This window comes from Streptomyces sp. NPDC029216, from assembly GCF_040648015.1.
GTDB lineage: Bacteria > Actinomycetota > Actinomycetes > Streptomycetales > Streptomycetaceae > Streptomyces.
Genome location: NZ_JBEZWL010000102.1, coordinates 1 through 26,582 on the forward strand (window position 1 = coordinate 1; position 26,582 = coordinate 26,582).

At 75.4% G+C, this 26,582-nt stretch carries 23 protein-coding genes and 1 pseudogene; 10 read left to right on the forward strand and 14 right to left on the reverse strand.

Translation table 11 applies throughout. The features are described from left to right. From AB0F18_RS28260 to AB0F18_RS28270, 3 genes and pseudogenes are all read right to left on the reverse strand, one after another. Positions 1-96: pseudogene (locus tag AB0F18_RS28260) on the reverse strand (hypothetical protein); the annotation flags it as partial. A 608-nt stretch (positions 97-704) separates the two neighbouring features. Beyond that, complete coding sequence (locus AB0F18_RS28265; RefSeq protein WP_362065670.1) at positions 705-1,616, reverse strand: nitroreductase/quinone reductase family protein; 912 nt, start codon at positions 1,614-1,616, stop codon at positions 705-707. 327 nt (positions 1,617-1,943) lie between these two features. Beyond that, positions 1,944-3,407 carry a PLP-dependent aminotransferase family protein gene (locus AB0F18_RS28270; RefSeq protein WP_362065672.1) on the reverse strand — a complete coding sequence of 488 codons (1,464 nt, stop codon included), beginning with the start codon at positions 3,405-3,407 and terminating at the stop codon, positions 1,944-1,946. Positions 3,408-3,436: 29 nt separating this feature from the next. Here AB0F18_RS28270 and AB0F18_RS28275 point away from each other — a divergent pair, with 29 nt between their 5' ends. Continuing rightward, positions 3,437-4,348: a DMT family transporter gene (locus AB0F18_RS28275; RefSeq protein WP_362065674.1), complete on the forward strand. Its 912-nt coding sequence runs from the start codon at positions 3,437-3,439 to the stop codon at positions 4,346-4,348. Between the two features lie 117 nt (positions 4,349-4,465). Further along, positions 4,466-5,440: an AraC family transcriptional regulator gene (locus AB0F18_RS28280; protein ID WP_362065676.1), complete on the forward strand. Its 975-nt coding sequence runs from the start codon at positions 4,466-4,468 to the stop codon at positions 5,438-5,440. Here AB0F18_RS28280 and AB0F18_RS28285 read toward each other — a convergent pair. Then, a complete protein-coding gene (locus AB0F18_RS28285; protein ID WP_362065678.1) occupies positions 5,430-6,296 on the reverse strand; it encodes a LysR family transcriptional regulator in 867 nt (288 codons plus the stop codon). The genes AB0F18_RS28280 and AB0F18_RS28285 overlap by 11 nt on opposite strands. Positions 6,297-6,387: 91 nt before the next feature. Here AB0F18_RS28285 and AB0F18_RS28290 point away from each other — a divergent pair, with 91 nt between their 5' ends. Then, on the forward strand, positions 6,388-7,008 hold the full coding sequence (locus tag AB0F18_RS28290) for a short chain dehydrogenase (protein WP_362065708.1): 621 nt from the start codon (positions 6,388-6,390) through the stop codon (positions 7,006-7,008). A gap of 19 nt (positions 7,009-7,027) precedes the next feature. On the opposite strand, the gene AB0F18_RS28295 is transcribed toward AB0F18_RS28290, so the two are convergent. Beyond that, complete coding sequence (locus tag AB0F18_RS28295; protein ID WP_362065680.1) at positions 7,028-10,474, reverse strand: endo-alpha-N-acetylgalactosaminidase family protein; 3,447 nt, start codon at positions 10,472-10,474, stop codon at positions 7,028-7,030. Between the two features lie 148 nt (positions 10,475-10,622). Continuing rightward, positions 10,623-10,997, reverse strand: coding sequence for a YbjQ family protein (locus AB0F18_RS28300; protein WP_362065682.1), 375 nt, complete (start codon positions 10,995-10,997; stop codon positions 10,623-10,625). 227 nt (positions 10,998-11,224) lie between these two features. On the opposite strand from AB0F18_RS28300, the gene AB0F18_RS28305 reads away from it, so the two are divergent. After that, positions 11,225-11,740 carry a hypothetical protein gene (locus tag AB0F18_RS28305; protein ID WP_362065684.1) on the forward strand — a complete coding sequence of 172 codons (516 nt, stop codon included), beginning with the start codon at positions 11,225-11,227 and terminating at the stop codon, positions 11,738-11,740. Between the two features lie 78 nt (positions 11,741-11,818). On the opposite strand, the gene AB0F18_RS28310 is transcribed toward AB0F18_RS28305, so the two are convergent. From AB0F18_RS28310 to AB0F18_RS28330, 5 genes are all read right to left on the reverse strand, one after another. Next, positions 11,819-12,748, reverse strand: a complete 930-nt coding sequence (locus AB0F18_RS28310; RefSeq protein WP_362065686.1) for an AAA family ATPase — start codon at positions 12,746-12,748, stop codon at positions 11,819-11,821. A gap of 2 nt (positions 12,749-12,750) precedes the next feature. Beyond that, the gene (locus tag AB0F18_RS28315; RefSeq protein ID WP_362065688.1) at positions 12,751-13,968 is read right to left on the reverse strand and encodes an RNA ligase; all 1,218 of its coding nucleotides are present in this window, start codon (positions 13,966-13,968) and stop codon (positions 12,751-12,753) included. A gap of 101 nt (positions 13,969-14,069) precedes the next feature. Next, positions 14,070-14,504: a VOC family protein gene (locus tag AB0F18_RS28320; protein ID WP_362065690.1), complete on the reverse strand. Its 435-nt coding sequence runs from the start codon at positions 14,502-14,504 to the stop codon at positions 14,070-14,072. A gap of 46 nt (positions 14,505-14,550) precedes the next feature. Continuing rightward, the gene (locus tag AB0F18_RS28325) at positions 14,551-15,507 is read right to left on the reverse strand and encodes a hypothetical protein (RefSeq protein ID WP_362065691.1); all 957 of its coding nucleotides are present in this window, start codon (positions 15,505-15,507) and stop codon (positions 14,551-14,553) included. Between the two features lie 4 nt (positions 15,508-15,511). Beyond that, positions 15,512-16,138: an alpha-ketoglutarate-dependent dioxygenase AlkB gene (locus tag AB0F18_RS28330; protein ID WP_362065692.1), complete on the reverse strand. Its 627-nt coding sequence runs from the start codon at positions 16,136-16,138 to the stop codon at positions 15,512-15,514. 98 nt (positions 16,139-16,236) lie between these two features. Here AB0F18_RS28330 and AB0F18_RS28335 point away from each other — a divergent pair, with 98 nt between their 5' ends. Next, entirely contained in the window at positions 16,237-17,934 is a 1,698-nt protein-coding gene (locus AB0F18_RS28335) for an AMP-binding protein (protein ID WP_362065693.1), read from the forward strand. Here AB0F18_RS28335 and AB0F18_RS28340 read toward each other — a convergent pair. The 3 genes from AB0F18_RS28340 to AB0F18_RS28350 all read right to left on the reverse strand — a co-directional run bounded on the left by AB0F18_RS28340 (position 17,931) and on the right by AB0F18_RS28350 (position 21,722). Beyond that, the gene (locus tag AB0F18_RS28340; RefSeq protein WP_362065694.1) at positions 17,931-18,809 is read right to left on the reverse strand and encodes a xanthine dehydrogenase family protein subunit M; all 879 of its coding nucleotides are present in this window, start codon (positions 18,807-18,809) and stop codon (positions 17,931-17,933) included. The two genes, AB0F18_RS28335 and AB0F18_RS28340, sit on opposite strands and share 4 nt — an antisense overlap. A gap of 9 nt (positions 18,810-18,818) precedes the next feature. Continuing rightward, positions 18,819-20,996 carry a SpoIIE family protein phosphatase gene (locus AB0F18_RS28345; protein WP_362065696.1) on the reverse strand — a complete coding sequence of 726 codons (2,178 nt, stop codon included), beginning with the start codon at positions 20,994-20,996 and terminating at the stop codon, positions 18,819-18,821. Positions 20,997-21,104: 108 nt separating this feature from the next. Next, positions 21,105-21,722, reverse strand: a complete 618-nt coding sequence (locus AB0F18_RS28350) for a hypothetical protein (RefSeq protein WP_362065698.1) — start codon at positions 21,720-21,722, stop codon at positions 21,105-21,107. Between the two features lie 135 nt (positions 21,723-21,857). On the opposite strand from AB0F18_RS28350, the gene AB0F18_RS28355 reads away from it, so the two are divergent. From AB0F18_RS28355 to AB0F18_RS28375, 5 genes are all read left to right on the forward strand, one after another. Further along, positions 21,858-22,535: a response regulator transcription factor gene (locus AB0F18_RS28355; RefSeq protein ID WP_362065700.1), complete on the forward strand. Its 678-nt coding sequence runs from the start codon at positions 21,858-21,860 to the stop codon at positions 22,533-22,535. A gap of 61 nt (positions 22,536-22,596) precedes the next feature. Continuing rightward, entirely contained in the window at positions 22,597-23,967 is a 1,371-nt protein-coding gene (locus tag AB0F18_RS28360) for a HAMP domain-containing sensor histidine kinase (RefSeq protein ID WP_362065710.1), read from the forward strand. Between the two features lie 167 nt (positions 23,968-24,134). Next, positions 24,135-24,920 carry a class I SAM-dependent methyltransferase gene (locus AB0F18_RS28365; protein ID WP_362065702.1) on the forward strand — a complete coding sequence of 262 codons (786 nt, stop codon included), beginning with the start codon at positions 24,135-24,137 and terminating at the stop codon, positions 24,918-24,920. A gap of 189 nt (positions 24,921-25,109) precedes the next feature. Beyond that, positions 25,110-25,625, forward strand: coding sequence for a universal stress protein (locus AB0F18_RS28370; protein ID WP_362065704.1), 516 nt, complete (start codon positions 25,110-25,112; stop codon positions 25,623-25,625). A gap of 91 nt (positions 25,626-25,716) precedes the next feature. Continuing rightward, positions 25,717-26,136, forward strand: a complete 420-nt coding sequence (locus tag AB0F18_RS28375; RefSeq protein ID WP_362065706.1) for a hypothetical protein — start codon at positions 25,717-25,719, stop codon at positions 26,134-26,136. Positions 26,137-26,582: the final 446 nt, after the last annotated feature.

Consider the following 26,582-nt stretch of genomic DNA (forward strand, 5'->3'; position numbering starts at 1 on the left):
CAGCTCGTCCAGCTGGAGCGACAGCAGTCGCCCGTCCGTGCCCAGTTCGACCACGTACTCGGCGATCTCGGTCGCGATCCGGCGGACCATTTCCATCCCGCGCCGACGGCGATGAGCCCGGCCGCTCCGGCGCCGAGGGCGACGGTGGTCGCCGAGGAGCCAGTATGCGCGAGCTCGGAGCCCTCGCCGGAACCGGGCGCCGCCGAGGGGACGGCGGACGGCTGCCCGCTGCCGGGCTGCGTGACGGACGGGCTGGGCTGGGTGGCCGGCGACAGGGACGGCACGGCGGTGGGCATGCCGTTGCCGCCGCCCGGGCGGGAGGGGGCCGGGCTCGGCTTGCCGCCGGGGTGCGACGGTACGGCGGTGGGTATGCCGGTGCCCGGCTGCGAGGGGACCGGCGTCGGCGCGGCCGAGGCGGTGGGGGACGCCGGAGCGGTGGGGGACGCCGGAGCGGCGGAAGCCCCCTGCGCGGCGAAGGCCGGCCCGCCGAGGGCGATGACCGCCCCGGCGGCGGCAGCGACGGCGGCCGCCCGGCGGGCGGACAGGGGAACGCGCTTCAGGTTCTTCACGGTGCATCTCCACGGTCGGGTCCAGGGCTCGGAACTTCGCCCTTCACCCCCGCACGACGCGCGAGTCCCCGATCGGTTGCCACCGTTTCCGAAAAACTTTCCGCGGGCTCCCGCCCGGCCTTCCGCGGGCCGGCGTCAGGGGCGCGGCGGCGGCCACGGCACCTCGGCCAGCAGGGGCAGCAGGGTCTCCTCCTCGTGGTCGAGATGGGCCGTCAGTTCCGCCGTCATCCGGGCCAGCGCGGTGCGGAACCGGTCCGGTTCGGCGATCTCCACCCCGGCGAGCAGGGCGAGGAGATCGGCCTGGATCCGCGCGACGGTGCGGTGTTCCTCGCGCAGCCGCTCGAACGTGTCCGCCAGGTGCGGGTGGTGGGCGGCGGTGCCCGGGAAGAGGTGCTGGTCCTCGCTCGTGTGGTGGAAGGCGAGGGTCTGGCAGAAGGCCAGGCAGCGCTGCCTGATCTGGAGCCCGAGCCCGGGCGCCGGCGGCCGGCCCGGTCCGGTGTGGGCGGCGCGGGCCGCGAAGTGGGCCTCGGTCTCGGCGCTCACATGGCCGAGCTGCGCCCGCAGCCAGGTGTGGACCTCCAGGAGTTTGTCGGCCAGGGTGCGGACCTCGCCCGGGGACTGCCGGCCGTCGGGTCGGGCGGGCTCCAGGGTGACGACCGGCAGGAGGCGGGTGGTGCGGGCCTGGTAGTCGGCGAATCCGGGGGCGGTGCGCAGGACCCGCGCGAACAGCTCCTCGCGCCGGGCCCCTTCGGCCGGTACGGCGAGGGCCTCGAAGGTGTCGGTGCCGAGTTCCACCCGTACCTGGGGGTGGGCGAGCAGGTTGTGGTACCAGGCGGGGTGGCGGGGGGCACCGAGGTTGGAGCCGACCACCAGCAGGGCCTCGCCGTGGCGGACGTAGCCGAGCGGAGTGGTGTGGGGGGTGCCGGACCTGGCGCCGGTGGTGGTCAGCAGGAGCAGGTCGGCGCCCTCGAAGGGGCCGCCGACCTTGCCCCGGCGGGCGCGGAACTCCTCGATGACGGACTGGTTGAAGGAAACGGGCGTGGGCACGGATGTGTCTCCAGAGCGGGACGGGGCACGCCGCCGGGGCCCCGGACGGCCCGCCGGGGGCGGGAGTTGCCGGACGGGCACGTGGGCGTGCGGAGAGGAGGAAATGCGTACGCGGCTACGCGGGAAGGGCGTTACGGCGCGAAGGGCCGGAGCGCGACGCGGGAGCCGGAGGTGCGGCTGCGGTGCGTCAACTGCGGGGTGCGGATTGCCTGTTCATGGCGGTCCCCTGAAGTGAAGGGTGTTCGCCCGACGGCCGGCCGGCCCACTGCTCTTTGGCCGGAGTCACGCGACACCATCCGCCATTAGACGGGTACGACGCGGCCGGTGTCAACGCCGATGATCTTGACGGGATTCGCGCAGGGCCCGGCCCAGCAGGGCCACGCCCTCCTCGATCTCGGCGGCCGGCCCGGCCGCGTAGCCGAGGATCAGGCCCGGCGGGCCCGGGCTCAGCCGGTGCCAGGACAGCGGGTGCGCCTTGACGCCGAGGGCCAGCGCGGCGGCGGCCAGGGCCGTGTCGGGGAAGTCCGCGCCGTCGAAGGTGACCATCAGGTGGAGCCCCGCCGCCGCGCCGTGCACCCGGGCGCCGGGCAGGTGGCGGTCGACGGCGCCGAGCATCGCGTCCCGGCGGCGGCGGTGGCGGCGGCGTACGAAGCGCAGGTGGCGCTCCAGTTCGCCCGAGTCCATCAGCCGGGCGAGCACGAGCTGGGCGAGGACCGGGTTGCCGAGGTCGGCGTGGCGCTTGGCGTCCACGACCCGGTCGCGCAGCCGGCCCGGGACCAGCAGCCAGCCCAGCCGCAGCGCGGGGGCGAGCAGTTTGGACACGCTGCCCGCGTAGCAGACCCCTTCCGGGGCCAGGGCCCGCAGCGCGGGGACGGGGGCGCGGTCGTAGCGGTGCTCGGCGTCGTAGTCGTCCTCCAGGACCAGTCCCCCGGCCGCCGCCCAGGCCAGCAGGTCCCGGCGCCGCTCTCCGTCGAGGACCACCCCGGTGGGGAACTGGTGCGCCGGGGTCAGCAGGACGGCCCCGGCCCCGCTCGCCCGCAGCGCGGCCACGTCCAGCCCCGCCCCGTCCACCGGCACCCCTACGGTGTCCAGCCCGCCGTGCTCCAGCTGCTGCCGGGCCCCCAGCGAGCCGGGGTCCTCCACCGCCACCCGGCGCACGCCCGCCTCGGGCAGGACCTGCGCGAGCAGTCCGAGGGCCTGGGCGACCCCGGCGACCACGACGACCTCGCCGGGGTCGGCGCGGATCCCCCGGTTGCGGGCCAGCCACCCGGCGACGGCCTCCCGCAGGGCGGGCGTTCCCTGCGGGTCGCCGTAGCCGAAGTCGGCGGCGGTGAGCCCCGCGAGGACCCGGCGCTCGGCCTGGAGCCAGGCGGTGCGCGGGAAGGCGGTGAGGTCGGGGACCCCGGGCGAGAGGTCGATCCGGCAGGGCACGGCGCGCAGCGCGTCGACCGCACCGCCGCGCGGAGCGGCGCCGGCCGTCCCGGCCGGCGGGGGCGGCGGCGCGGCGACGACCACGGTGCCGCCGCGGCCGCGGCCCGCCACCTGGCCGGTCTCGGCGAGACGCTGGTAGGCCTCGGTCACCAGGCCGCGGGAGACGCGCAGTTCGGCGGCGAGGACCCGGCTGGCGGGCAGTCGGCTGCCGACGGGCAGGGTGCCGTCCGCGATGGCTGCGCGCAGCCGGCCGGCGAGCCATGCGGTGCGGCTGCCGGGCGGTGCCTGGCCGATGTCGAGCTGGAGGAAGTCCGAGCCTGATATGGACCTGTCGCCGGGGCCTTCTTTGGACCTGCTCACCGGACCATTGTGCCGCCAGGCTGGTCGGCATGAGCACTTCCACCTCCCTCCCCGCCGCTCCCGTCCGCCGCTCCTCGGCCCTGCGCGACCTGGCTCCCGGTGTGGCCGGCATGGCGCTGGTCGGCAGCAGCGTCACCGTCTCGCGTTCGCTGGCCGGGGCACCGCTGTTCACCGCCCAGGCGGTGCGCTACGCGGCCGCCGCGCTGATCCTCGTCGCCCTGGCCCGGGCCGCCGGGGTCCGGCTGACGCGTCCCCGGGGGCGGGAGTGGCTGTGGCTGACGGGGATCGCGGGGACCGGTCTGGTGCTGTTCAACGTGGCCGTCGTACGCGGTGTGGCGCATGCCGAGCCCGCCGTGATCGCCGTCGCGGTGGCCTCCGTACCGGTCCTGCTCGGGGTGGTCGGGCCGCTGCTGGAGGGGCGCCGGCCCAGCCGGAGGGTGCTGCTGGCGGCGCCGGTGGTGGTCGCGGGGGCGGTGCTGGTCGAGGGGACCGGGCGGACGGACGCCGCCGGGGTGGGCTGGGCGGCGCTGGCACTGGCCTGCGAGGCGGGGTTCACCCTGCTCGCGGTGCCGGTGCTGGGGCGGCACGGGGCGTGGGGGGTGTCCGTGCACGCCGTGTGGATGGGGGCGGTGATGCTGGCGGGGCTGGCGTTGTTCACGGAGCCGCCGTCCGCCCTGGGGGCTCTGGGGGCGGCGCAGTGGGCGGCCGTGGGCTACCTCGCGGTGCTGGTGACGGCGGTGGCGTTCCTGCTCTGGTACCGCACGGTGGCCGCGGTGGGCTCCGGCCGGGCGGGACTGCTGACGGGGGTCGCGCCGCTCGCGGCGGCCGGCGCGGGGGCCCTGACGGGCGGCGGCCTGCCGGGCCCGGCGGTGTGGGCGGGCCTGGCCGTGGTGATCGCCGGGCTGGCGGCGGGGCTGCGCGGTGGCGCGGACACCCGGTGATCCGCTCCCGGGCCTCTTGAGGCGGGCGGCGGTGTGGATCACAATCCGCAGATGCCGACGCCGCCGTGCACTCCCCCGAGGCCGTCCCCCGGCCCCCCGCCGCCGTACAGCAGCTGGATGCGGTACTTCTCCCCGGCCCCGGTCCACCGCCGGCTCGGTCTGGTCTGCCTCGGCGTGGGCGTGCAGCAGGGGGCGCTGCCGGTGGTCGGGCCCCGGGTCCTCGACCACCACGTGGCCGTCGTCGTCACCCGGGGCCGCGGCTGGTTCGGCCACGCCGGGCGTCCGCCGCAGCCGGTGGCCGCGCCCGCCCTGCTGTGGCTGGTGCCGGGGGTCGAGCACCACTACGGCCCCGACCCGGAGGGCGGCGGCTGGGACGAGTGCTTCGTCGACTTCACGGGCGGCAGCGTGAGCGCGTACACCGACCTCGGCTACATCACCCCGGACCGGCCGGTGGTGCCGCTGAGCGGGACCACCGGGGTGCAGCACGTGGTCGACGGGATCGTCCGGGCCGCCCGGCGCGGCGGCCCGCTGCTGGAGGTGGAGGCCGCGGCGGACGTGCACGGCCTGCTGGTGGCGCTGCGCTACGCCCGGGCGGAGGTGTCCCGGCACGGGGAGGCGGTGGTGGACGCGCTGGCCCGCGACGCGCTGCTGCCGATCTCGGTGGCCGAGCACGCGGCCCGGCTCGGCATTCCGCTGCCGGAGCTGCGCGGCGCGGTGCGGCGCAGCACCGGCGGGGGCGTCAAGGAGTACCTCCTCGGGATCCGGCTGAGCCGGGCCAAGGAGCTGCTGGCCCGGACCGACCTGCCGGTGGCGGGGATTGCCCGCCGGGTCGGGTACGAGGACCCGGCCTACTTCAGCCGGCTGTTCAGCCGGCGGGTGGGCGTGGCCCCGGTGCGGTTCCGGGCGCAGCAGTCGGTCCGGGGGGCCGGTGGCGGGGCGTCAGGGCACGGGCCGCCGGGCGTTGCGGAAGAGGGGCCCGCTCCCCGGGACGGCGGCGACGGCGAGGTGGCCGCCGGGCTCCGTCCGGGAGGCCGTCCGCCCGGCGCGCGGGCGCCCGTGCGCGGGAACGCCGGACAGGGCGTCAGCCGGTGACCGCCTCGCGGACCGCCGCCAGGAATTCCGGTGTCCCCGGGTGGGTGGGGTGGAGCGGGTAGGAGACGTAGACGGTGGTGGGCGGGGCGTCGGGGACCGGGAGGAAGCGGACGCCCGGGTGGCCGTGGCTCTCGGCCGTGCCCGCCGCCGCGAGGCCGAAGGCGCCGCCGGTGGCGATCAGGTTCAGCCACTCGTCGACGTTGCCGACCTCGACCGTGCGGGCCGGGCGCTGGTGCGGCGGCCACAGCCCGGGCGAGGCGGTGCCGGCCTCGGGCCATACGGCCAGCGGCAGTTGCGTCCCGGCGGTGAGCTCGGCCAGCAGAACCCGGTCCCGGCCGGCGAGCGGGTGGTCGTCGGGCAGGGCGGCGACCCGGTCCTCGGTGTAGAGGGCCTCGCTGCGGATCCGCGGGTCGTCGGGCAGGGTGCGCAGGACGGCGACGTCGGCGTCCCCGGTCGCCAGGCCCGCGGTGCCGTTGTCGCGCCGGATCACGTCGAGCGGGGTGGCGGGGTGCGTACGGCGCCAGGAGCGCAGCAGGGGTACGGTCTGCTGCCCGAGCACGGCGCAGGTGTAGCCGAGCCGCAGTGGCCGGGAGACCGCCCGGGTGTCGGCGAGGGCGGCGTCGAGGTGGGAGAGGATGGCCCGGCCGTGTCCCAGCAGGGTGGTCCCGGCCTCGGTGAGGGCCAGGTGCCGGGACGAGCGGTCCACCAGCCGGACGCCGACGCGGCCCTCCAGCTGGGCGAGGGTCCGGGAGAGGGCGGGCTGTGTCATGTGCAGGCGGGCCGCCGCGGCGGTGATGGTGCCCGCTTCGGCCACCGCGTCCAGCGCCCTGAGGTGCCGCAGTTCCACATCATCCATGCCTGTGGAGCATAGTCGCTGCCCAGACGGCATTTCCGCGCGCGCGGCGCGTTCTCTAGCGTCGGATGTGCCCGGCGGACGTCCCGCCGGGATCGATCTCTCGGAGGCTGGGATGAGGATTCTGCTGGTCGGCGCGGGCGGCACGCTGGGAACGGTCGTGCACAAGGCGCTCACGGCACGCGGACACGAGGTGGTCGGCGTGGGCCGCTCCGGCGGTGACCTGGTGGCCGACGTCACGGACCCCGAGCAGGTGGCCCGGCTGTACGCGCAGGCGGGCCCGCTGGACGCGGTGGCGGTCGCCGCGGGCGACGCGGTGTTCCGCCGGCTGTCCGAGCTGACGTCGGACGATGTCGCGGCGACGCTGCGGGGCAAGGCGCTGAGCCAGGTCGAGCTGGTCCGCCAGGGGGCCCGGCACGTGGCCCCGACCGGTTCGTTCACGCTGATCAGCGGCATCCTGACGGAGCAGCCGATCGTGGCCGGCGCGGCCGCCTCGGCGGCGAACGGCGCGGTCGAGGCCTTCGTGCGGGCGGCGGCGATCGAGCTGCCGCCGCAGCGGATCAACGCGGTGAGCCCGACGGTGGTCGAGGAGTCCCTGCCCGCCTACGGTCCTTTCTTCGCCGGGATGGAGGCCGTCCCCGCGGCCCGCGCGGCGATGGCCTACGTGCGGTCGGTCGAGGGGGCGCAGACGGGCCAGGTCTACCGGGTCCACTGACGGGGCCGCGGCCCGGCCCTCAGGGGAGGTAGCCGACGTTGAGTTCGGCGACCGAGGTCCAGGGGTTGCCGTTCACCTCCCGGGTGGCCCGGAGCCGCACGTAGCGCGCGGCCCTGGGGGTGAACGCGGCGTCCTGCTGGGCGGGGCCGTCGCTCCAGGTGCCGGTGGCGGCGGCCGGGCCCCAGGTGACCCCGTCGGCGGAGGTGAACACCTGGTAGTCGGCGATGCGTCCGTTGCTCTGTGCCGGGCGGGGCAGGACGTGCAGGGCCGAGACCTCGTAGGAGGCTCCGAGGTCGAGGGTGATCTCGTGTGGCATGGGCGCGGTGGCCGCGTACCACTGGGTGTGCCAGATGGTGGCGGCCTGGCCGTCGAGGACGTTGGCGGCGCTGCCGTTCTCCCCCTGTGTCTCCTGGCTGTCGACGGCGGCGACCCTCATCCTGTCCTGCGGGACGAGGAGTTCGGTGCCGCCGGCCGGGCCCAGGTCGTCGACGGTGAGGTCGTCGAGGATCAGGTCGGCTTGGTCGTGGGAGCCCTCGGCGCTGACCTTCCGCACGCCGATCCAGGCGTCCGCGCCCGCGGTGAAGGTCCGGGTGAAGGCGGTGGCCGTCCGGGCCTGGCCGAGGGCGGTGGCGCTCTCGGCGGAGCCGGCGCCGGTGATGAACCGGTAGTCCCCGGCGAAACCGTTCTCGTAGCGGAAGCCGACCCGGTACGCGTGCCCCTGCGTGAACCGCAGGGTCTGCGGGAGGGTGCGGTAGACCAGGCCGGGGCGTTCCTCGTGCGATTTGAGGGAGTTCTGCCCGCCGATCACGTCGTCGACGAGCTTCCCGTTCCAGCCGGCCTGGGTGTAGGGGGCGTTGCGCTGGGCGATGTGGGTCCGGGGGTCGGTGGCCGAGCCGCCCGCGCCGCCGAAGGCGAAGGGGCCCCAGCCGGCGTCGGTGTTCTCGAAGTCCTCGGCGTAGCCGTGCCCGTTCAGCGGGGTGCGGGCGGAGCGCACCACGCGTACGTCGTCGAGGCGGACCGTGCCGGGCCCGGCGGCGGCGGACAGCGTGAGCAGGGCGCTTGATCCTCCCGCCGGGACGTCGAAGAGCACCTTCATCCGCTGCATGGTCGTGCCGTTCTTCTCGCTGCCGCCCAGGTCGTTCACCAGGGGCGAGGAGTCCGCGTACACGGAGTCGGCGGTGGCGGCGCCCTCCGGGGTGACGGCGAGGGTGGCGGCCCGGCCGGCGGGGGTGGTGACCCAGACGGAGGCCGCGTAGGTGCCGGGGCTCAGGCCGGTGAGCCGCTGGGAGACGGCCGGGGCGGTCTGCGGGGCGAAGGTGAGCTCGTTCTGCCCCCGGTCGTTGCGGGTGACGGCGGCGCCGGTCCCGGTGACGGTCCAGGCGCCGAGGTCGCCCGCGGTGAAGGAGGGGTCCTTCACGGGGGTCCCCTCGCCCCAGCGGGGGTCGGGCTGCGCGGGCGCGGCGCCGTCGGTGACCACGTACGCGGTGCGGGCGGCGGCGTCGAGGGTGACCTGGTTCCCGGCGCCGACGGTCAGGGCTCCGACGAGCTGCCGGCCGGTGTCGGTGAGCCGGTACAGGGTGGGGGTCCGCCATCCGGCGGGCAGGGTCCAGGTGGTGCGGCCGCCGGCGTCGTTCCAGTGGTAGAGCTTGCCGTCGCGCGGGAGCAGGTAGGCGGCGCCGTCGAGGACGGTGCGGCCGGCGGTGGTGATGCGGCGGGTGCCGCCGGCGGTGGTGACGGTGGTGCCGTTCGCGAGGGTGACCGTGTCGGCGGTCCACTTCACGATGGGGGATTCCTGGAGGTACTTGGTGGGCAGGTCGGTGCCGAAGGTGGTGTTCAGGAAGGCGGGGTAGTCCTTCTTGCCCTGCCAGCCCTCGTAGGCGGCGAGTTCGGCGCCGCCGAGCAGGGGGTGGCGGGCGATCCAGTCGTCCTTGGCGTGGTTGGCGATGAACCGGGCGATGGTGGAGTTGACCCCCTTGAGGTCGCTGCCGCCGTAGTCGACGTCGGCGGCCCAGTGGTGCCAGAGGGACTGCTCGGTGAGGGTGTTCGGGAACTCGGTGGCGAGCTGGAGGCCGAGGCCGGAGACCTCGCGCTGGAGCTTGCGGGAGACGTAGCCGTCCCCGTACCAGACGTCGACGTAGAGGAAGTCGAGGCCGGGCGCGGCCGCCTTGAGGTCCGCCAGGCGCTTGAGGCGCTCCCCCGCCTGGCCGTCCTTGCGGGTGTCGACGTAGTACGACTGGTCGAGCCAGTCCCAGCCGAGGCCGCCGCTCTGGTGGGCGGGGTCGAAGGTGGCGGAGACGGGGTACTCCTCGGTGGCGTTGACGTGCACGCCGAAGTCGGCGTTCCAGGCGTGGCCGGCGGTGGTGAGGGCGTTCAGGTCCGCGGCGCCGCCGACTCGGGCCCCGATGTTCTTGTAGTCCATGTGCGCCGAGTCGTGGCCCTCGGAGGCGTAGCCCTTCAGCAGGACGAACTGGCCGAGGCCGTCGGTGGCGAGGCTGACCCGTTTGGTCTCGTCGAGGGTCTGCGCGAAGGGGTGGGTGGCCTGGGAGGCGAAGTTGAAGGGGATGCGCTGGACGACCCGGCGGGCGGTGTCCTGCCAGCCGGCGGGCGGGGTCCAGATGTCCCGGTAGGCGACGGCCGCGTCCTGCCAGTCGACCACGGAGTCGGCGTTGCGGTCGGCCGTGACGGCGACCCGGACGTAGGGCAGCGGCTCGGTGTCGGTGTCGGCGGCGCCCCGGGCGCGGTACAGCCAGGCCCCGCTCCACAGCCCGGCGCGGCGGTAGGCGCCGTGGTCGGTCACCCGTTTGCCGATCCGGCCGTTCTCGCGGGCGGTGCCGCCGGAGGGGCTGTCGTAGAGGGAGTTGGAGTCGATGGCGGCGGCCAGGCGGCCGGTGTTGAGGAGGCCGTACATCACGGTCGTGGCGGCGGCGTCGACCGGGGTGGAGGCGGTGACGGGGGTGAAGGCGTCGCCGGTGCCGGTGGTGGCGGTGTGCATGGTGGCGGTGGCGAGCGCGGCGCCGGGCTGGTCGCTGCGGACGCTGACCAGGGTGTGGTCCGGTATCTCGAAGCTGTGGACGCGCAGGGCGGGGGTGTCCTCGATCGCGGTGACCCGGAACTCGACGACCGGGCCGCTGACCGAGATCCGGGAGCGGACGGTCACCCCGGAGAAGGCCATCGCGTAGTCGACGCCCGAGGCGGAGGGGGTCGAGGTGACGGCGGGGGTGTAGGCGGTCCCGTTCACGAGAACGGTGCTCAGCGGGTCCTCGTTGCCGTAGAGGACGTCCCCGGTCGCGCGCCGGGTGTAGTCGACGACGCGGGGGAAGCCCGCGTCCACGCGGACGGACAGCTCGGACGAGGTGATCGTCACGGGTGCTGCCGCGGCCGGGGCCGCCGCGGCGGGCACGGTCGTGACGAGGGTGGCGACGAGACCGGCGACCGCGGCTGCGGCCGGCCAGAGGGGGGTGCGCATCGGGCCTCCGGGAGTCGGCGCTTCCTGGCACGTACAGGAAGACCGCACGGCTCTCGGCGCCCCGCGGTCCGCTCACTGGCCTGCCAGCTTGCGGACCCCGGGCCCTCAGGCCCATGGACAAAGCGCTGCCGTGTCCTGGACTTACGGATCAGCTCCCGGCGGGCACCAGGACGACGGCCGTGCCGTACGCGCACACCTCGGTCCCGACGTCGGCCGCCTCGGTGACGTCGAAGCGCATCATCAGCACCGCGTTGGCGCCGCGGGCCCTGGCCTGTTCGATGAGCCGCTCCATGGCCTGGTTGCGGGTCTCCACGAGGGTCTTGGTGAGCCCCTTCAGCTCGCCGCCGATCATGGACTTCAGGCCGGCGCCGATCTGGCTGCCGAGGTGCCGGGAGCGCACGGTGAGCCCGAACACCTCCCCGATGACCCGCTCGACCCGGTAGCCCGGAGCGTCGTTGGTCGTGACGACCAGGACTCCGGTCTGCTCGGCGCCGGGGCCGCCTCCGTAGTCTTCGATACCCATGCGCCCCACTCTGGGGGCGGGCACCTCCGCCCGCATCCGCTGGGCGGCGCACACACCGGGTGCTCCACCCGGAAGGCCGGGGACGGATTGGGCATATCGGGCTAAACGGCGGCGCGTCTCCAAGGGCCCGCGGGGCCCCCTGGTCATAGTCGTCCCTGGCGGCCGCCCGGCCGCCGCGCCCTGCCGCGCAGCGCGGCCGGGCGGGAGTCTTCCCAGAGGAGCCGCTCATGCTCAAGCCCACCAGGACCATCCTCGCCCTGGCCGCCGGAAGCCTGGCGCTCGGCCTGGTCGGCGGGGGCGTCGCCGTCGCGGACCAGACGGCGGCGGCCCACGGCGGGTCCCGGTACCAGAGCCCCCGGGACGGGAGGGACGACTACGACGACCCCTCGTACGACGGGCACGGCTACCACAAGTACGCGCTGGGCAAGGTCGTCTCGCGAGGCCCGCTGAACGTCCGCAGCAAGCCGACCACCCACTCGCACCTCCAGTACAAGGTGTACCCGGGCGAGACGCTCGCCCTGAAGTGCAAGACGCACGGCGAGAGCGTCGCCGGCAACGACCTCTGGTACCTGATCGACCCCGGCGACGACGACCGGGACGACCGGGACGACTGGGACAACGGGACCGACGGCGAGGGCCGCAAGAAGATGCGCGACCGCAAGGCCCGCGACGGCTACGAGCACGACTGGGTCTCGGCCCGCTACGTCAAGGACCTCAAGCCGGTCCGGTGGTGCCGCGACTGACCGTGGCCGACCGCGGCGGACGGCTCGGACCGGGGACCCCTGACCGCCAGGGGTCCCCGGTCCGCCGAGGGCCCCGGATCAGAAGTCCCCGTAGTTGACCTGCCAGGTGGGCAGGCCCATCCGGCGCCAGACCGCGACCACCCGGTCCCGGTCGTCGAGCGAGACGCGGACCGCGTAGCGCTCGCGCACGTGCGCGTCGAACAGCTCGGCCTTGACCACGTCGTCGCGGCGCGTGTCCCCCGCCGCACGCATCCACAGCTCGTCGTACGGCACTCCGTGCGCGCGCAGCCAGGACTCGGTCTGCGGCCGGTGCTCCTCGCCGCGCCCCGACAGCAGCACGATCCGGTCCCCGCCGCACCGGAAGGCCTCCAGCGCGTGCCGCACCGGCTCGTTCAGCAGGTCGAGTTCGCAGCGCGAGAAGTCGTACGGGCCGCGGTCCCCGGTGAGGGCGAGCGTGCCGTCGATGTCGCACATCACGGCGGCGGGCAGCCCCGGGTCCGCGACGTAGGGAACCACCGCCGGCTGGTCGTTGAGCCACTCGGCCGTCAGCCGCCAGCCGCCCTTGCGCGCCTTGGCGAGCTTGTCCGCCAGTATGCGGATGATCTCCTCGCCGACCGGCCGCTCCCGCGCGGCGTCGCGGCGCAGGCACTCCTCCATGGACACGTCGGTGAAGTCGTGCACGACGAACGTGGCGCGGCCGGCCACCGCCGCCTTGAGCCTCTTGGGGATGTGCGAGGTCAGGTGCGTGTTGTCCACGACCACGTCGAAGCCGTCCGCGACGGCAGCGGCGACCGCCGCGTCCTGGACGGCGAGCACGGTCTGCTCGTGCCGGTACGAGCGGCCCCGCTCGGGGTCGGGCACGTCCAGCATGGCCCGCAGGTCGTCGAGGTTGACGCGGCGCATCCGGCCGGCGGCCTCGGCCTGGAGGGCGCGCGCCGCGGTCGTCTTGCCCGAGGCCGGCAACCCCGTCATGACGTGGACCACGGGGAGTTCGGGCTCTTCGGACACGGTCAGTTCTCCTCGTCGGTGGTGAAGGGATCGGCCGCCTCGGGCCGTACGGCCCGCCAGGTGACGAGCTCGGTGGTGCGGCCGTCCAGCCGCATGAACATGGCGCCGCGGAGGTCGCCGTCGGGGAGTTCCCGCACGGCGCGGGCGAAGGCGGCCCGGTCGTCCGCCAGGTGCTCGAACCGCTTGTAGGCCTCGTCGATGGCCCGCTCCCGGCGCTCGAACTCCTCCTCCAGGCCCGCGATCACCTCGCGCACCCATGCGTCGAACTCGTCGGGCACCTGCTCCAGCAGTGCGTCCAGCGGCCGGCCGCCCTGGGAGCGGACGCCCCCGAGCTCGGCGACCGACAGGCCCAGGCCCTGGGCCAGGCGCTTGACGGAGGTCCCGGCGAAGCGCTGGATGCCGTGGCTGCGCCAGACGTCCCGCGCGGTGACGCCGGTGAGCAGCTTGTGCAGGCGTACGTACTCGGAGAGCTTGGCCTTGGCGCGGACGCCGGAGGCGAAGCGCAGGACGAAGCCTTCGGCGTCCATGCCGGTGGCGGAGTCCCCGCCGGGCAGGGTGTTCGACTCGGCGAGCGCGAGGAGCTCCGGCAGCGGCATGGCGGGCCACACCGTGACGACGGAGCCGATGTCCTTCCAGTGGACGGCGGCCTCGGCGAGCGGCACCTCGGTGCCGGTCCGGTCGAAGGCGGCCAGCAGGACGAGGTCCCGGCGGTCGCCGTAGTCGACGACGATCCGGTTCTGCGGGTACAGGATCTCCGCGAGGTAGGTCGTGCCGGGCACGAGGGCCGCGGTGTCGCGCGCGTCGAGGCGGCGCTGTGCCCACGTGGCCTGGGTGCTGATGAAGGAGCCCTTGGAGGCGACGTGCCAGCGGTCCGCGTAGTGGAAGACGACGGCGAGGCTGCCGTCGACCTTGTCGTACACCTCGAACGGCTCGTCGGGCAGGGCCGGGGCGTACGGCTGCCCGGACTGGTGCTCGCCGACGTTGAAGAACTTCGGCAGCGGCAGCGCGACGACGGCTCCCGTGGCGTCGTCGGCGACGAGGCCTCGGCAGCGCATGGTGACCTGGTTCCAGACCCGCTCGTACTGCGTGATGCGCGTGTACGTGTAGATGGACAGCGGCAGTTCGGGATGCCGCTTGCGGGTCACGTACCCGGCGTCGACGGCCTCCGCGAGCGCCTGCGCGGGCAGCAGGTCATGGAGAGTCAGGCGGTCCTGGCTCATGGGTTCCTCCCCGTTCGAGATGCCTCATTCTCACGTGCGGGAAGGGCTGTCCGGTACTCAATTACGACTGGTCACAGCCCTGTAGCGGGGCTGTGACACCGCTAGTGCGAGATGCAGAGTTCGTTGCCCTGCGGGTCGGCGAGGGTGGTCCAGGCGAACGGGCCCTGGCGGCCGTCGTGGAGGTGGGTGGCGCCCTTGGCGAGGAGGCGGTCGACCAGGGCCTTCGGGTCGTCGTCGCCGGTGCGGACGTCGAGGTGGACGCGGTTCTTGACCGTCTTGGGCTCCAGTACGAACTGGAAGAGCACGCGCGGCGCGCGCTCCAGGCCCTCGGGGTGGCGGATCGCGGCTCCTGCCCTCCAGACGAGGGTGCCGCGGTGGGTGGTGGTGTCCTCCTCGGTGGCGTGACCGGCCTCGATCATGCCGCGGATGAACTTCTCGTCACTGGGCTCCACTTCCCAGCCGAGGGCGTCCGCCCACCAGTCGGCGAGGACGTGCGGGTCGGTGGAGTCGACGGTCACCTGGAACGTGTAGGCCATGAGCGGACCCTACCGCCGCGCGCGGGCGCCGCCGGCGGACATGCCGTCAGGCGGGCCGGCGGCGGCCCGGTCGGCGGGACCGCAGGAAGGCCGCGAAGGTGAGGACCCAGGCGGCGACCGCGATCCACAGCAGTACCTCGCCCAGGGGGCGCAGCCGGGCCACGCCGGTCACGGGGGCGGCGGTGAGGCAGGCGGTGGCGGTCATGCCGAGGGGGAAGACGGTGGACCAGCGGCGGATGTCGTAGCGGGGGCGGGGGCTGCGGACCTCGGCGGTGAGCAGGACGGCGTACCAGAGGAGGGAGAGGGTGAGCGCGGTCAGGGTGGCGGCGCGCAGGGCCGTGTGCGCGGGGCCGGCGGAGGCGGCCGGAGAGCCGCCGAGTTTCGCGGCGGCCAGGGCGGTGATGGCCAGGGCCCCGCCCGCGACCCAGTGGTCGCCCGCGCCGCCGAGCACCTCGCGGAAGTCGAAGCGCCGCAGGGCGAGGGCGTACAGGAGCACGCCCAGGCAGAAGAGGGCCAGTGCGGTCCGGGCGAGCCAGTCGAGGCGGTGGACGGTGGCCAGGGCGGCCGCCAGGACGGCGAGGCCCTGGGTGGCGACGCAGACGAGGAAGACCACCCCGGGCATGCGGCGCCGCCAGTGCCGCACCACGGCGAGGAGCAGCCCGGGCCAGATCAGTGCGGCCAGGACCAGCAGGGCGGCGGCCGCGCCCTGCCGGCCCAGCTGGGAGAGGCGGGTGCCGAGCACGGTGGTGGCGGCGACGGCGGTGAGGGCGGCCGGGGTGTCGGCCTCGGCGCGGAAACGGCCCCGGTCGCAGAGGAGCCGGGCGGTGAAGTCGGCGGCCAGGAGCAGCCAGAGCACTCCGGCGACGGCCAGTGCGGCGAGGGAGAGCCGGCTGCGGCCGGTCAGTCCCAGGCCGACGGACAGGATGGCGGCGGCCATGACGGCTCCGCCCGCGGCGGGCGGGAGCGCGGCCCACCAGGCCCGCAGGGGGCTCCGGCTGCGCATGGGCTCACATTACGCCGCGGGTGCGGAACTGGACGCTGATGCGGGGGCCGACGGCGCGCGCCGTCTTGGGGACGGCGTGTTCCATGGTGCGCTGGCAGGAGCCGCCCATCACCACGAGGTCGCCGTGGCCGAGCGGGAGGCGGAGCAGGGTGGGGCCGCCGTCGCGGGGGCGCAGGGCGAGGTCGCGGGGGTCGCCGACCGAGAGGATCGCGACGAGGGTGTCCTCGGTGGCGGAGCGGCCGGTGCGGTCGCCGTGCCAGGCGACGCTGTCGCGGCCGTCGCGGTAGAGGCAGAGCCCGGCGGTGACGAAGGGTTCGCCGAGTTCGGGGGCGTAGTACCGGCTCAGGGCCTCGCGGGCCTCGGTGAGCACGGGGTGCGGGAGGGGTTCGCCGTCCCCGTAGAAGGCCAGCAGCCGGGGCACGTCCACCCGGCGGTCGTACATCTGCCGCCGCTCGGCCCGCCAGGGCACCTCGGCGGCGAGGTGTTCGAACAGCGCGTCGGCGCCGGTCAGCCAGCCGGGCAGCCGGTCGACCCAGGCGCCGGCCCCGAGCTCCGTGCGCTCCGGCCGGGAGAGCGGGCCGAGCCGGATCTCGTCGGTCTGGTCGAAGAGGGAGGCCTGGAGTGCGTGCATGGCTCCACCCTACTCCCGGATCCGAACACCTGCTCGATTAGCGGGCTCGCGAAACCCCAGTCCCGGGATCTGGCGGGACGGGTCCCCGGGAGGCGATCATGGGCGGGCGCCGGGCCACGAGCCGGGCGCGCCCGCCGCCGTCCCGGCTCCCCTCCCAGGAGGTACGTGTGTCCGTCGTCGCGTCGAGTTGTGCGTCCGGGAGCGCGGAGGTCCCGCTCCTGGAGGAGACGATCGGGGACAACCTCGACCGCACCGTGCGGAGCTTCCCCGGGCGCGACGCCCTCGTGGACGTGGCCGCCGGCCGCCGGTGGACGTACCGGGAGCTGGCCGCCGACGTGGACGCCCTCGCCCTCGGCCTGCTGGACCTCGGGATCGACCGCGGGGACCGCGTCGGCATCTGGGCGCCCAACCGCGCCGAGTGGACGCTGGTCCAGTACGCCACCGCGAAGATCGGGGCGATCCTGGTCACGGTCAACCCGGCGTACCGCTCGCACGAGCTGGAGTACGTCCTCAACCAGTCCGGGATCCGGCTGCTGGTCGCGGCGGAGCGCTTCAAGAGCTCCGACTACGCGGGGATGATCGAGGAGGTCCGGCCGCGCTGTCCCGACCTGGAGTTCACGGTCCTGTTCGACGGGCCCGCGTGGGACTCGCTGCTGGAGCGCGGCCGGCGGGGCGATCCGGCGGCCCTGGCACGGGCGGGGGCCGCCCTGCACCCGGACGACCCGATCAACATCCAGTACACCTCGGGCACCACCGGCTTCCCCAAGGGCGCCACCCTCTCGCACCGCAACATCCTCAACAACGGGTTCTTCGTCGGCGAGCTGTGCGGCTACACGGAGGCGGACCGGGTGTGCGTACCGGTGCCCTTCTACCACTGCTTCGGCATGGTCATGGGCGCCCTGGCCTGTACGAGCCACGGCGCGGCGATGGTGATCCCCGCGCCGGCCTTCGACCCGGCGGCCACCCTGGCGGCGGTCGCGGCGGAGGCGTGCACCTCCCTCTACGGGGTGCCCACCATGTTCATCGCCGAGCTGGCCGCGCCCGGCTTCGACGGGTACGACCTGTCGAGCCTGCGGACGGGGATCATGGCGGGGTCACCGTGCCCGGTGGAGGTGATGAACGAGGTCATCGAGCGGATGGGGATGACCGAGGTGTCCATCTGCTACGGCATGACGGAGACCTCGCCGGTGTCCACGCAGACCCGCGCGGACGACTCGGTCGAGCGCCGGGTCTCCACCGTCGGCCGAGTGGGCCCGCACCTGGAGGTCAAGGTGGTGGACCCGCGGACCGGCCGGACCGTCCCGCGCGGCACCCCGGGCGAGCTGTGCACCCGGGGCTATTCGGTGATGATCGGCTACTGGGGCGAGCCGGAGAAGACCGCGGAGGCCGTGGACCGGGAGGGCTGGATGCACACCGGCGACCTGGCGGTCATGGACGAGGACGGCTACCTGAGCATCACCGGCCGGATCAAGGACATGGTGATCCGGGGCGGCGAGAACCTCTACCCGCGCGAGATCGAGGAGTTCCTCCACGGCCACCCGGACGTCCTGGACGTCCAGGTCATCGGCGTCCCCGACCCGAAGTACGGGGAGGAGCTGATGGCCTGGGTGCGGATGCGCGAGGGGGCCGAGCCGCTGACCGCCGAGTCCGTGCGCGCGTACTGCGACGGCCGGCTGGCCCACTTCAAGATCCCGCGCTACGTCCACGTGGTCGACGAGTTCCCCATGACCGTCACCGGCAAGATCCGCAAGGTGGAGATGCGCGCGATGGCGGCCCGTCTGCTGGAGCGGCACTAGGCCGGCTCCCCGCCGGAACGGTACTCCTCCCAGGTCCACAGGAGCTGGCGCCGGGCCATGACGCCGACCGCGTGGCGGCGGTAGCGGGCGGTGCCGCGGACGTCGTCGATGGGGTTGCAGGAGGCGGCCGCCAGGTCGCCGAACCGCTGGGCGATGGAAGGGGTGAGGGCCTGGCGGGAGTCCCAGAAGCCGCCCTCCTCCAGGGCCGCGTCCAGGAACTCCTCCGCGACCCGGGCCCGGATGGGGGTGGGGGCGGCGGAGCCGATGCCGGTGCGGACCGAGCGGGTGCGCGGGTGCAGGGCGAGGCCGAAGGCGCACACGGCGATGACCATCGCGTTGCGGGTGCCGACCTTGGAGAACTGCTGGGGGCCGTCGGCGACGGGGACGCGGATGGTCCGGATGAGCTCGTCGGGGGCGAGCGCGTTGCGTTTGACGCCGGTGTAGAAGGCGTCGACCGGGATCGTGCGGGAGCCGCGCACGGACTCCGCCTCGACCTCGGCGCCGGCGGCGAGCAGCGCGGGGTGGGAGTCCCCGGCGGGGGAGGCGCAGCCCAGGTTGCCGCCGACGCTGCCTCGGTTGCGGATCTGCGGGGAGGCCACGGTGCGCGAGGCGAGGGCGAGCCCGGGCAGGGGGCCGCGGAGGTTCTCGATGATCCGGGTGTACGGGACGGAGGCGCCCAGGCGGATCACGTCCCCGTCGGTCTCCCATTCCTGGAGGAGGGCGATGCGGTTGAGGTCGAGGAGGTGCTCGGGCCGGCGGTGGTCGAAGTTGATCTCGACCATCACGTCCGTGCCGCCCGCGATGGGCACGGCGGCCGGGTGCTCCGCCTTGAGGGCGAGCGCCTCCTCCCAGTCGGCGGGCCGGAGGAATTCCATGGGCGGCTCTCAATCGTCGTCGGGAGTGCGGCGGCCGGCGGCCGTGGGGCGGTCGCCGGGCGTGCGGCCGACGCCGGCCGTGGGGCGGTCGCCGGGCGTGCGGTCGTCGCCGGGCGTGCGGCCGACGCGGGCCAGGACGAGGACGGTGTCGTCGGTGGCGCCGTCGGGCAGCAGGGCCGTCAGGATGCGGTCGGCCTCCTGCTCCAGCGGTCCGCCGGCCCGGGCCAGTTCGGCGCGCAGGGCGTCGAGGCCCGCGTCGATGTCCTGGCCGCGCGCCTCGACGAGGCCGTCGGTGTACAGGGCCAGGACGGCCCCGTCGGGGAGCTCGGTCCGGACGGACCGAAAGGGGACGCCGCCGACCCCGAGGGGGACGCCCAGGACGTCGCCGAGGGTCTCCACGGTGCCGTCGGGGTGGCGCACCAGGGGCGGGGGGTGGCCGGCGTTGGCGATGCGGGCGTGGCCGGTGGCGGGGTCGTAGACGACGTAGAGGCAGGTGGCCAGTTCGATGCCGGCGTCCCGGGCGCTGGTGTCGAGTTCGGCGAGCAGACCCTCGGGGTCGGGGCTGTGCCGGGCCAGTGCCCGGGCGGTGGTGCGCAGCCGGCCCATGGAGGCGGCGGCCGGCACCCCGTGGCCCATGACGTCGCCGACGACGAGGGCGACCCTGCCGTCGCTCAGGGCGATCACGTCGTACCAGTCGCCGCCGACCTCGGTGGCGCGGCTGCCCGGCAGGTAGCGGTGGGCGACGCTCACGTGCTCGGTCGCGTCCGGGGCGGTGGGCAGCAGGGCGCGCTGGAGGGTGAGGGAGATGTCCTGGACCCGGCTGTAGAGGCGGGCGTTGTCCAGGCACAGGGCGGCGCGGGAGGCGAGTTCGCCGGCCAGGCCGAGGTCCTCTTCGGTGAAGGCGGGACGCGCCGCGGAGCGGCCGAAGACGGTGATGCCCTGGACGTGGCCGCGGGCGATGAGCGGGGCGATGAGGACGTAGCCCACGCCGCTGTCGAGGAGCTGGCGGACGAGGTCCCGGTTGCCGACGGTCCGGGCCGCGAACTCCTCGTCGACGCGGACGCAGAGCGGGCGGCCGGTGCTCAGCATCCGGTGGATGCTGGAGCCCGGCGGATAGGTCACCCGGTCGAGGGCGGCGAGCAGTTCGGGGGCGGGTGGCGGCAGGACGGTGCCGGAGGCGATCCGGCGGGTGATCAGGGGCAGGTCCGGGTCGAAGGCCTCGGACGGGTACATCCACTCGACCATCTCCACCACGGAGCCGTCACAGAACTCCGGCATGACCACGTCGACCAGCTCCCGGGCGGTGGTGTCCACGTCCAGGGTGGTGCCGATGCGGGCGCCGGCCCGGTCCAGCAGGGCCAGGCGCCGGCGGGCCGCGGTGGCCTCCAGCAGGGCCCGCTCCCGGTCGGTGACGTCCACCAGCAGGCCGCCCACGCCGGGCCGGCTGCCGGCCGCCCCGCTGAGGGGGAAGAGGCTGACGGACCGCACCTGGTCCACGTCGGGGCGGCCGGGCGTGCGCATCCCGACCAGGACGCCGACCAGGGGGCGCCCCTCGTCGGCGACGGCGCGCAGCATGCGCCGGAACTCGCCGCCGTCGGCGGTGATCATGATGTCGGCGGTGTCGCGGCCGAGGTGGTCGGAGACCGGGATCCCGTCCATGTCGGCCAGGGCCTGGTTGAGGTGCACGTAGCGCAGGTCCTCGTCGAGCATGACCAGGCCGATGGGGCAGGTCTCGAAGAGGGCGTCGAGGAAGGCGAGGTTCGTCTTCACCCGGTCGAGCTCGTCGCCCCGGCTGGCCAGCGCCATGACCACCGTGCCGCCGGTGTCGCCGGTGTCGCCGGTGTCGCCGGTCACCGGGAAGACGCGGAACCCGCAGTCGAAGACGCTGCCGTCGCGGTGCCGGACGGGCAGCCGGCCGCGCCAGTAGCCCAGGGCCAGGGCCCGCTCCACCAGCCGCTCGGCCGGGCCGGGGCCCTCGGGCGGCTCGGGGAACAGGGCGGCGGCGGGCCGGGACAGCGCGGTGGCGGCCGCGTACCCGAAGAGGTCCTGCGCGCCGGGGCCCCAGTAGCGGACCCCGCCGTGCGCGTCGAGGCCGAGGACGGCGACGGGCACGTGCTCCAGCAGCGACCCCGGCTCGGACCGGATCGGCCCGGGAGCCCGCTCGCCCCCCGGCTGGTCCGACGGCACGAGTGGCCTCCTCTGCCCGGGTCACGCCGCGTGGCCGCCCGCCCGCCCGGAGGCGGCGGCCCCCTTCATTCTGCGCGCCCTGGCCCGGGGCGGCCCCCCGGACACCCCCTAGCCCTTGGAGAGCGGGGTGTTCGCGGTGAGGGTGCCGTCCGTGCCGGAGACGGTCACCGCGTGGCGGACGCCGTCCGGGCCGAGGACCACGGCCTGCCAGGAGCCGGCGCCGCCCTGCTGGGGGATGACGCGCAGGGCCTCGACCTTGCCGCCGGGGACCGCCGCCGCGGCCTTCTGCGCCGCCTGGTCGATCGGCAGCGCGGGCAGCGGGGCGCGGGCCGCCGGGGCCTTCCTCGCGAAGTCCCCGCGCGCGGCGGCGGCGCCGTCGCGGACCTTCGGCTTCTTCGGGTGGGGGCGCTCGCCCTGGGGGCCGCCGCCGTGCTTGCCGCCGTGCTTGCCCTCGTGCCTGCCGTCGTGACCGGGCTCGGACCAGGCCATGCGGCCGCCCTTGCCCATCGCCTCGTGGTGGCCGTGGTGGTGGCCGGCCACCGCCACCGCGGCGGCGCCGCCGCCCACGATCACCGCGGCCGCCGCTCCGGCCACCGCCCAGCGCGCCCCGGCGCCGCGGGGGACCACACGGCCGAGGCGGCCCTTGCGCTGGGCGCCGCCGTCACCGGCGACGGCCTCGGTCTGGGGCTCGGGGCTGTGCTCGGGCTGCGGGATGGACTCTGACATGCGGGACTCCTCGGAAACCACCGGGCACCGCACCCGGCTCGTAGCAGAGCCTGCCGAGCCGATGCTGAAGCCCACCTGAAGCCTGCTGAAGACCCCTTCAGCAAAGCGCCGGCCGGGCCTGAGACCCTGGTCGGCATGCGCGTACTGGTGGTGGAGGACGAACGGCGGCTGGCCGCTGCCCTGCAGCGGGGCCTCCAGTCCGAGGGGTTCTCGGTGGACGTGGCCCACGACGGCCCGCAGGGACTGTGGATGGCCTGCGAACACGACTACGACCTGATCGTGCTCGACATCATGCTGCCCGGTCTCAACGGCTACCGGGTCTGCGCCCGGCTGCGCGCGGCCGGCAACGAGGCCGGGATCCTGATGCTCACCGCGAAGGACGGCGAGTACGACGAGGCGGAGGCGCTGGACACCGGCGCCGACGACTTCCTCTCCAAGCCCTTCTCCTACCTCGTCCTCGTCGCCCGGCTCCGCGCGCTGGGCCGGCGCACGGGCCGCCGCGGCCCGCAGACGCTGCTGCTCGGCGACCTCCTGGTGGACCCGGCGCGCCACCTGTGCTCGCGCGGGGACACGGAGATACGGCTGACGGCCAGGGAGTTCGCGGTGCTGGAGTACCTGGCCCGGCGGCCCGGCGAGGTGGTGGCCAAGCGGGAGATCCTGGAGCAGGTGTGGGACAGCGCCTTCGACGGTGATCCGAACGTGGTCGAGGTGCACGTCAGCGCGGTGCGCCGGAAGATCGACGCACCGTTCGGCCGGTCCGCCCTGGAGACCGTGCGCGGCGTCGGGTACCGGCTGGCGGCCGACGGTGGCTGAGGCCCGGGCGGGGCTCGGCCCGCGCGCCGCGCAGCTCCTGCCGCGCCGGTGCCGGTCACTGCTGCGCCGGCTGCGGCCCACGACCGTCCGGGCGCGGGCCACCGCGGCCGCCGTGGTCGTGGTGGCCGCCGCCCTGGCCCTGGCCTCGGTCGCGCTGCTCGGGCTGCTCCGGGCGAACATGCTGCGCAACGCCGAGCGCGATGCCGAGCAGCAGGCGGCGGCCATCGCACAGCTGGCGTCCGCCGGCCGGCTCGACCGGATGCGGGCGCCCCTGCACGGCGCCGACTTCGTGCAGGTGGTCAACGCTCGCGGCCGGGTGCTGCGCGCCACCCCGAACCTGGCCGGCGTGCCCGCGCTGGGCCCCGCCAGGCCCCTGCGCCCCGGCACGCTCTTCCACACCTGGCGGATCCGTCCGCTCGGCGGCGAGCACCGCCAGCGGGTCGTGCAGGTCACCACCCAGTCCCCCGAGGGCCTGGTCACCGTTTACGTCGGGACCTCGCTGCGGGACGTGGACGCGGCCGACGACACCACCGCCGCCGCGCTCCTCGTCGGCGGGCCCCTGCTGCTGGCGCTCGTGGCCCTGGTCACCTGGCGGGTCACCGGCCGCGCCCTCGGTCCCGTCGAGGCGATCCGCGCCGAGGTCGCCGAGATCAGCGACCGCGACCTGCACCGCCGGGTCCCGGTGCCGGCCACCGGCGACGAGGTCGCCCGGCTGGCCCGGACGATGAACGCCACCCTGGACCGCCTGGAGTCCTCCGGGATCCGCCAGCGCCAGTTCATCGCCGACGCCTCGCACGAGCTGCGCAGTCCCCTGACCGTGCTGCGCACCCAGCTGGAGGTGGCCCTCGCGGTGCGGGACCCCGAGCTGTGGCCGGAGCTGATCAGCGGTGCGCTGGAGGACACCGACCGGCTGGAGCGGCTCTGCTCCGACCTGCTGCTGCTCGCCCGGATCGACGCGGCCCAGCCCGTCGTCCCCGTCCGGCTGGACCTGGGCGAGCTGGTGCGGGACGCGGTGGACGCGCGGCTGGGCGACCGGGTGCCCGTGCGGGTCCGCGCGGAGGCCGGGGTCGAGGTGGAGGGCAGCGAGCTGTGGCTCACCCGGGTGGTCACCAACCTGCTGGACAACGCCCAGCGGTTCGCCGCCGGGCGGGTGGAGCTCACGCTGCGCGCCACGGGCCCGGCGGACGCGCGGACCGCCGTCCTGGAGGTCCGCGACGACGGCCCCGGGATCCCGCCCGCCGACCGGGACCGGGTCTTCGAGCGGTTCACCCGCCTCGACGACGCCCGCAGCCGCGACCACGGCGGCGCCGGCCTCGGGCTGGCCATCGCCCGCGACCTGGCCGCCCACCACGGCGGCACCCTCACGGCCGAGGACTCCCCCGACGGCGCCCGCCTGGTCCTGCGGCTCCCCGCCCTCACTCCGGCCGGCTGAGGAGGCCGGCCGAGGCGCCGCCGGACCGGGGAGGCCGGGACCGACGAAAGCCGGACCGAGGCCGCCCGGACCATCCTCCATTCCACAACTGCTGCCCCTTGTGGCTGTTTCCACAAGCATCTGCTGGCCCGTGTACGAAACGGTCCTCGTGGATGCAGGATGCAAGCATGAATGTACGCACAAAGGACGGCAGCGCCGGGGACCTCGATTACGGAACCATCGGTTCCGGCGATTCCTCCTACCGGCGGCCCGACACCCGTATCGCGCGGTTCATCGCCGAGGCCCTCGGCGACGCCCGCACGGTGCTCAATGTCGGCGCGGGCGCCGGATCGTACGAGAGCGCGGCCCGCGAGGTCACCGCGGTCGAACCCTCGCGGTCGATGCGCGCCCGGCGTCCGGCCCGTCTCACGCGCGCCGTCGACGCCGTCGCCGAGCACCTGCCCTTCGCGGACGGCGAGTTCGACGGGGCGATGACCCTGTTCAGCGTGCACCAGTGGAGCGACGTCACCGCGGGCCTGCGTGAGATGCGGCGCGTCACCCGGGGCCCGGTGGTCGTGCTCACCTGCGCCCCGGAACTGGTCCGCGACTTCTGGCTGCACGCGTACGCCCCCGAGGTCCTGGACACCGAGGCCCGGCGCCACCCGCGCGTCGAGGACATCGCGGCGGCCCTCGGGGGCACGGGCACGGTCCACACCGTGCCGATCCCGCTGGACTGCACCGACGGCTTCAACGAGGCCTATTACGGGCGCCCCGAAATGCTCCTCGACCCGGCCGCCCGCCAGGCCTGCTCGGCGTGGAGCTTCGTCGACGACGGCGTACGCCAGCGCTTCGACGAGGGCCTGCGCCGCGACCTGGACTCCGGCGCCTGGGACGCCCGCTTCGGACATCTGCGCACGCAGAGCACGTACGAGGGCTCGCTGGTCCTGGTCCGCGCGACCCCGGACCCGGTCTGATCCGGAAGGGACGGCCCCGACGGCGGACACCGGCCGTCTCCGGGCCCGCGCCGTCCGCGGCCCGCCCCGGCCGCCCTGACGGGACCCTGACGCGCCGGGCCCGGGTTCATACGGATCGCTGACGCCGGCCGCGCCCGGCCGGCCGTTGAATGGAGCCCGGACAGGACCCGGCCCAGGTGAGGAGCGGCGGTGCGGCGACGTGTGGTGGCAGGTGTGAGCGGGAGTACCGGGAGCCTGACGGCCCTTCACCGGGCCGCCACCGAGGCGCGGTCGCGGGGTGCGGAGCTGTGGGCGGTGCTGGCCTGGCAGGCCCCGGGCGGGGGCCTGGGCAGCCGTGCCTCCTGCGCCTGTTCCCCCTTCCCCGAGTGCCGGACGGCGGCGGTGGAGCGGCTGCGCGAGGCGCTCGACGCGGCCTTCGGCCCGGGCGGCCCCGGCGTCACCCTGGCCGGGCAGGCGGTACGGGGCCTGCCCGGGGCCGTGCTGGTCGACGCCGTCCGGGGCCCCGAGGACCTGCTGGTGGTCGGCACCGGCCGGCGCGGCCGGCTGCTCGGCGCCCTGCGGCCCTCGGTGGGCCGGTACTGCACGGCGCACGCCCCGTGCCCCGTCCTGAGCGTGCCGCCGAGCCCGCTGGAGGCCGAACTGCAGGCCGTGCACCGCCGCAACGTCTGGCGCGTGCCGCTGGACGCCCGGGAACTGGGCCCCTGATCCCCCGGCGGAACCGGCGCCGGCGGAACCCGGTCGGCGATTGTCCGATTCACATCCCGTCATCACGCGGAGGACGAGCTAAGATCACGGCGTGGTCACAGCCCGGTCCCCCCGCCCGCCGCGCGCCCGCTCCTTCGCGGGCCTGCTGCACCTGCTCGGGCTGACCCTGCTGCTCCTCGGCCTGGTCTGCGCGCACGGCACGGGCGGCTCCCACAGTGCGGCCGACCACTCCACCCCGCACGCCTCCGCATCCATCGCCGCCCAGGCCAGTGCCACGGTCCCGGAGGCGGCCGCCGTGGACCGCCACGACCCCGCCCACCCGGTCCACGAGTGCGCACCCCTGCCGCCCCGCGCGGCCTCCGCCGTGGACGCCCCGCCCGCCCCGGCGGCCCCCGTCGAGGGCTGCGCCCGCAGCGGCCTGCCCGCGTCCGCCGTCGCGGCCGGCCCGGCCGCACCGGTGGCGGACACCGCCCCGGCCCGTACGAGAGGCTCTGCCGTCCTCCAGGTGTAGGCCCCGGGATCCACGCCGTCGGCGACCGCGCGCGCAGAACCGTGCCCGGGAGCCGTCCCCCGCGATCCCCGTCACCCCCGCCCGTCCCGGGCCGAGGGGTACGCCCCGCCGCCCGGAGGAACCGTGTCCCCCCATCCCCGCTTACGCCCGCTTCATACCGGTACGTCCCGGTTCATCACCCTGCTCGTCGCCCTGCTGGCCGCGCTGCTGCTGACGGCCCCCGCCTGCTCCTCCCCGGGGCACGCGCACGTCGCGGACGGCTCGCCGGCCGCTGGAGCCGCGCTCCAGCCGGGACCCACGGGGACTGCAGGACACCCGCACCCCGACCCGCCCCACGGCTTCGGCTGCTCCCCGTCCGACCCGGCCCCCTCCGGCCGGGCCGGCACCCCCCTGCCGGCCGACGGGGCCCCGGCCCAGGCGGCTCCGGGCCCCGCCCCGGCGGCCGT

Bases quoted from the DNA above. Each gene is read 5' to 3' on its own strand.
- AB0F18_RS28300 (WP_362065682.1), bottom strand. From the start codon at position 10,997: ATGGGTATCGAAGACTACGGAGGCGGCCCCGGCGCCGAGCAGACCGGA.
- AB0F18_RS28305 (WP_362065684.1), top strand. From the start codon at position 11,225: ATGCTCAAGCCCACCAGGACCATCCTCGCCCTGGCCGCCGGAAGCCTG.
- AB0F18_RS28325 (WP_362065691.1), bottom strand. From the start codon at position 15,507: ATGCGCAGCCGGAGCCCCCTGCGGGCCTGGTGGGCCGCGCTCCCGCCC.
- AB0F18_RS28275 (WP_362065674.1), top strand. From the start codon at position 3,437: ATGAGCACTTCCACCTCCCTCCCCGCCGCTCCCGTCCGCCGCTCCTCG.
- AB0F18_RS28280 (WP_362065676.1), top strand. From the start codon at position 4,466: ATGCGGTACTTCTCCCCGGCCCCGGTCCACCGCCGGCTCGGTCTGGTC.
- AB0F18_RS28330 (WP_362065692.1), bottom strand. From the start codon at position 16,138: ATGCACGCACTCCAGGCCTCCCTCTTCGACCAGACCGACGAGATCCGG.
- AB0F18_RS28355 (WP_362065700.1), top strand. From the start codon at position 21,858: ATGCGCGTACTGGTGGTGGAGGACGAACGGCGGCTGGCCGCTGCCCTG.
- AB0F18_RS28295 (WP_362065680.1), bottom strand. From the start codon at position 10,474: ATGCGCACCCCCCTCTGGCCGGCCGCAGCCGCGGTCGCCGGTCTCGTC.
- AB0F18_RS28350 (WP_362065698.1), bottom strand. From the start codon at position 21,722: ATGTCAGAGTCCATCCCGCAGCCCGAGCACAGCCCCGAGCCCCAGACC.
- AB0F18_RS28340 (WP_362065694.1), bottom strand. From the start codon at position 18,809: ATGGAATTCCTCCGGCCCGCCGACTGGGAGGAGGCGCTCGCCCTCAAG.
- AB0F18_RS28335 (WP_362065693.1), top strand. From the start codon at position 16,237: ATGGGCGGGCGCCGGGCCACGAGCCGGGCGCGCCCGCCGCCGTCCCGG.
- AB0F18_RS28365 (WP_362065702.1), top strand. From the start codon at position 24,135: ATGAATGTACGCACAAAGGACGGCAGCGCCGGGGACCTCGATTACGGA.
- AB0F18_RS28315 (WP_362065688.1), bottom strand. From the start codon at position 13,968: ATGAGCCAGGACCGCCTGACTCTCCATGACCTGCTGCCCGCGCAGGCG.
- AB0F18_RS28320 (WP_362065690.1), bottom strand. From the start codon at position 14,504: ATGGCCTACACGTTCCAGGTGACCGTCGACTCCACCGACCCGCACGTC.
- AB0F18_RS28285 (WP_362065678.1), bottom strand. From the start codon at position 6,296: ATGGATGATGTGGAACTGCGGCACCTCAGGGCGCTGGACGCGGTGGCC.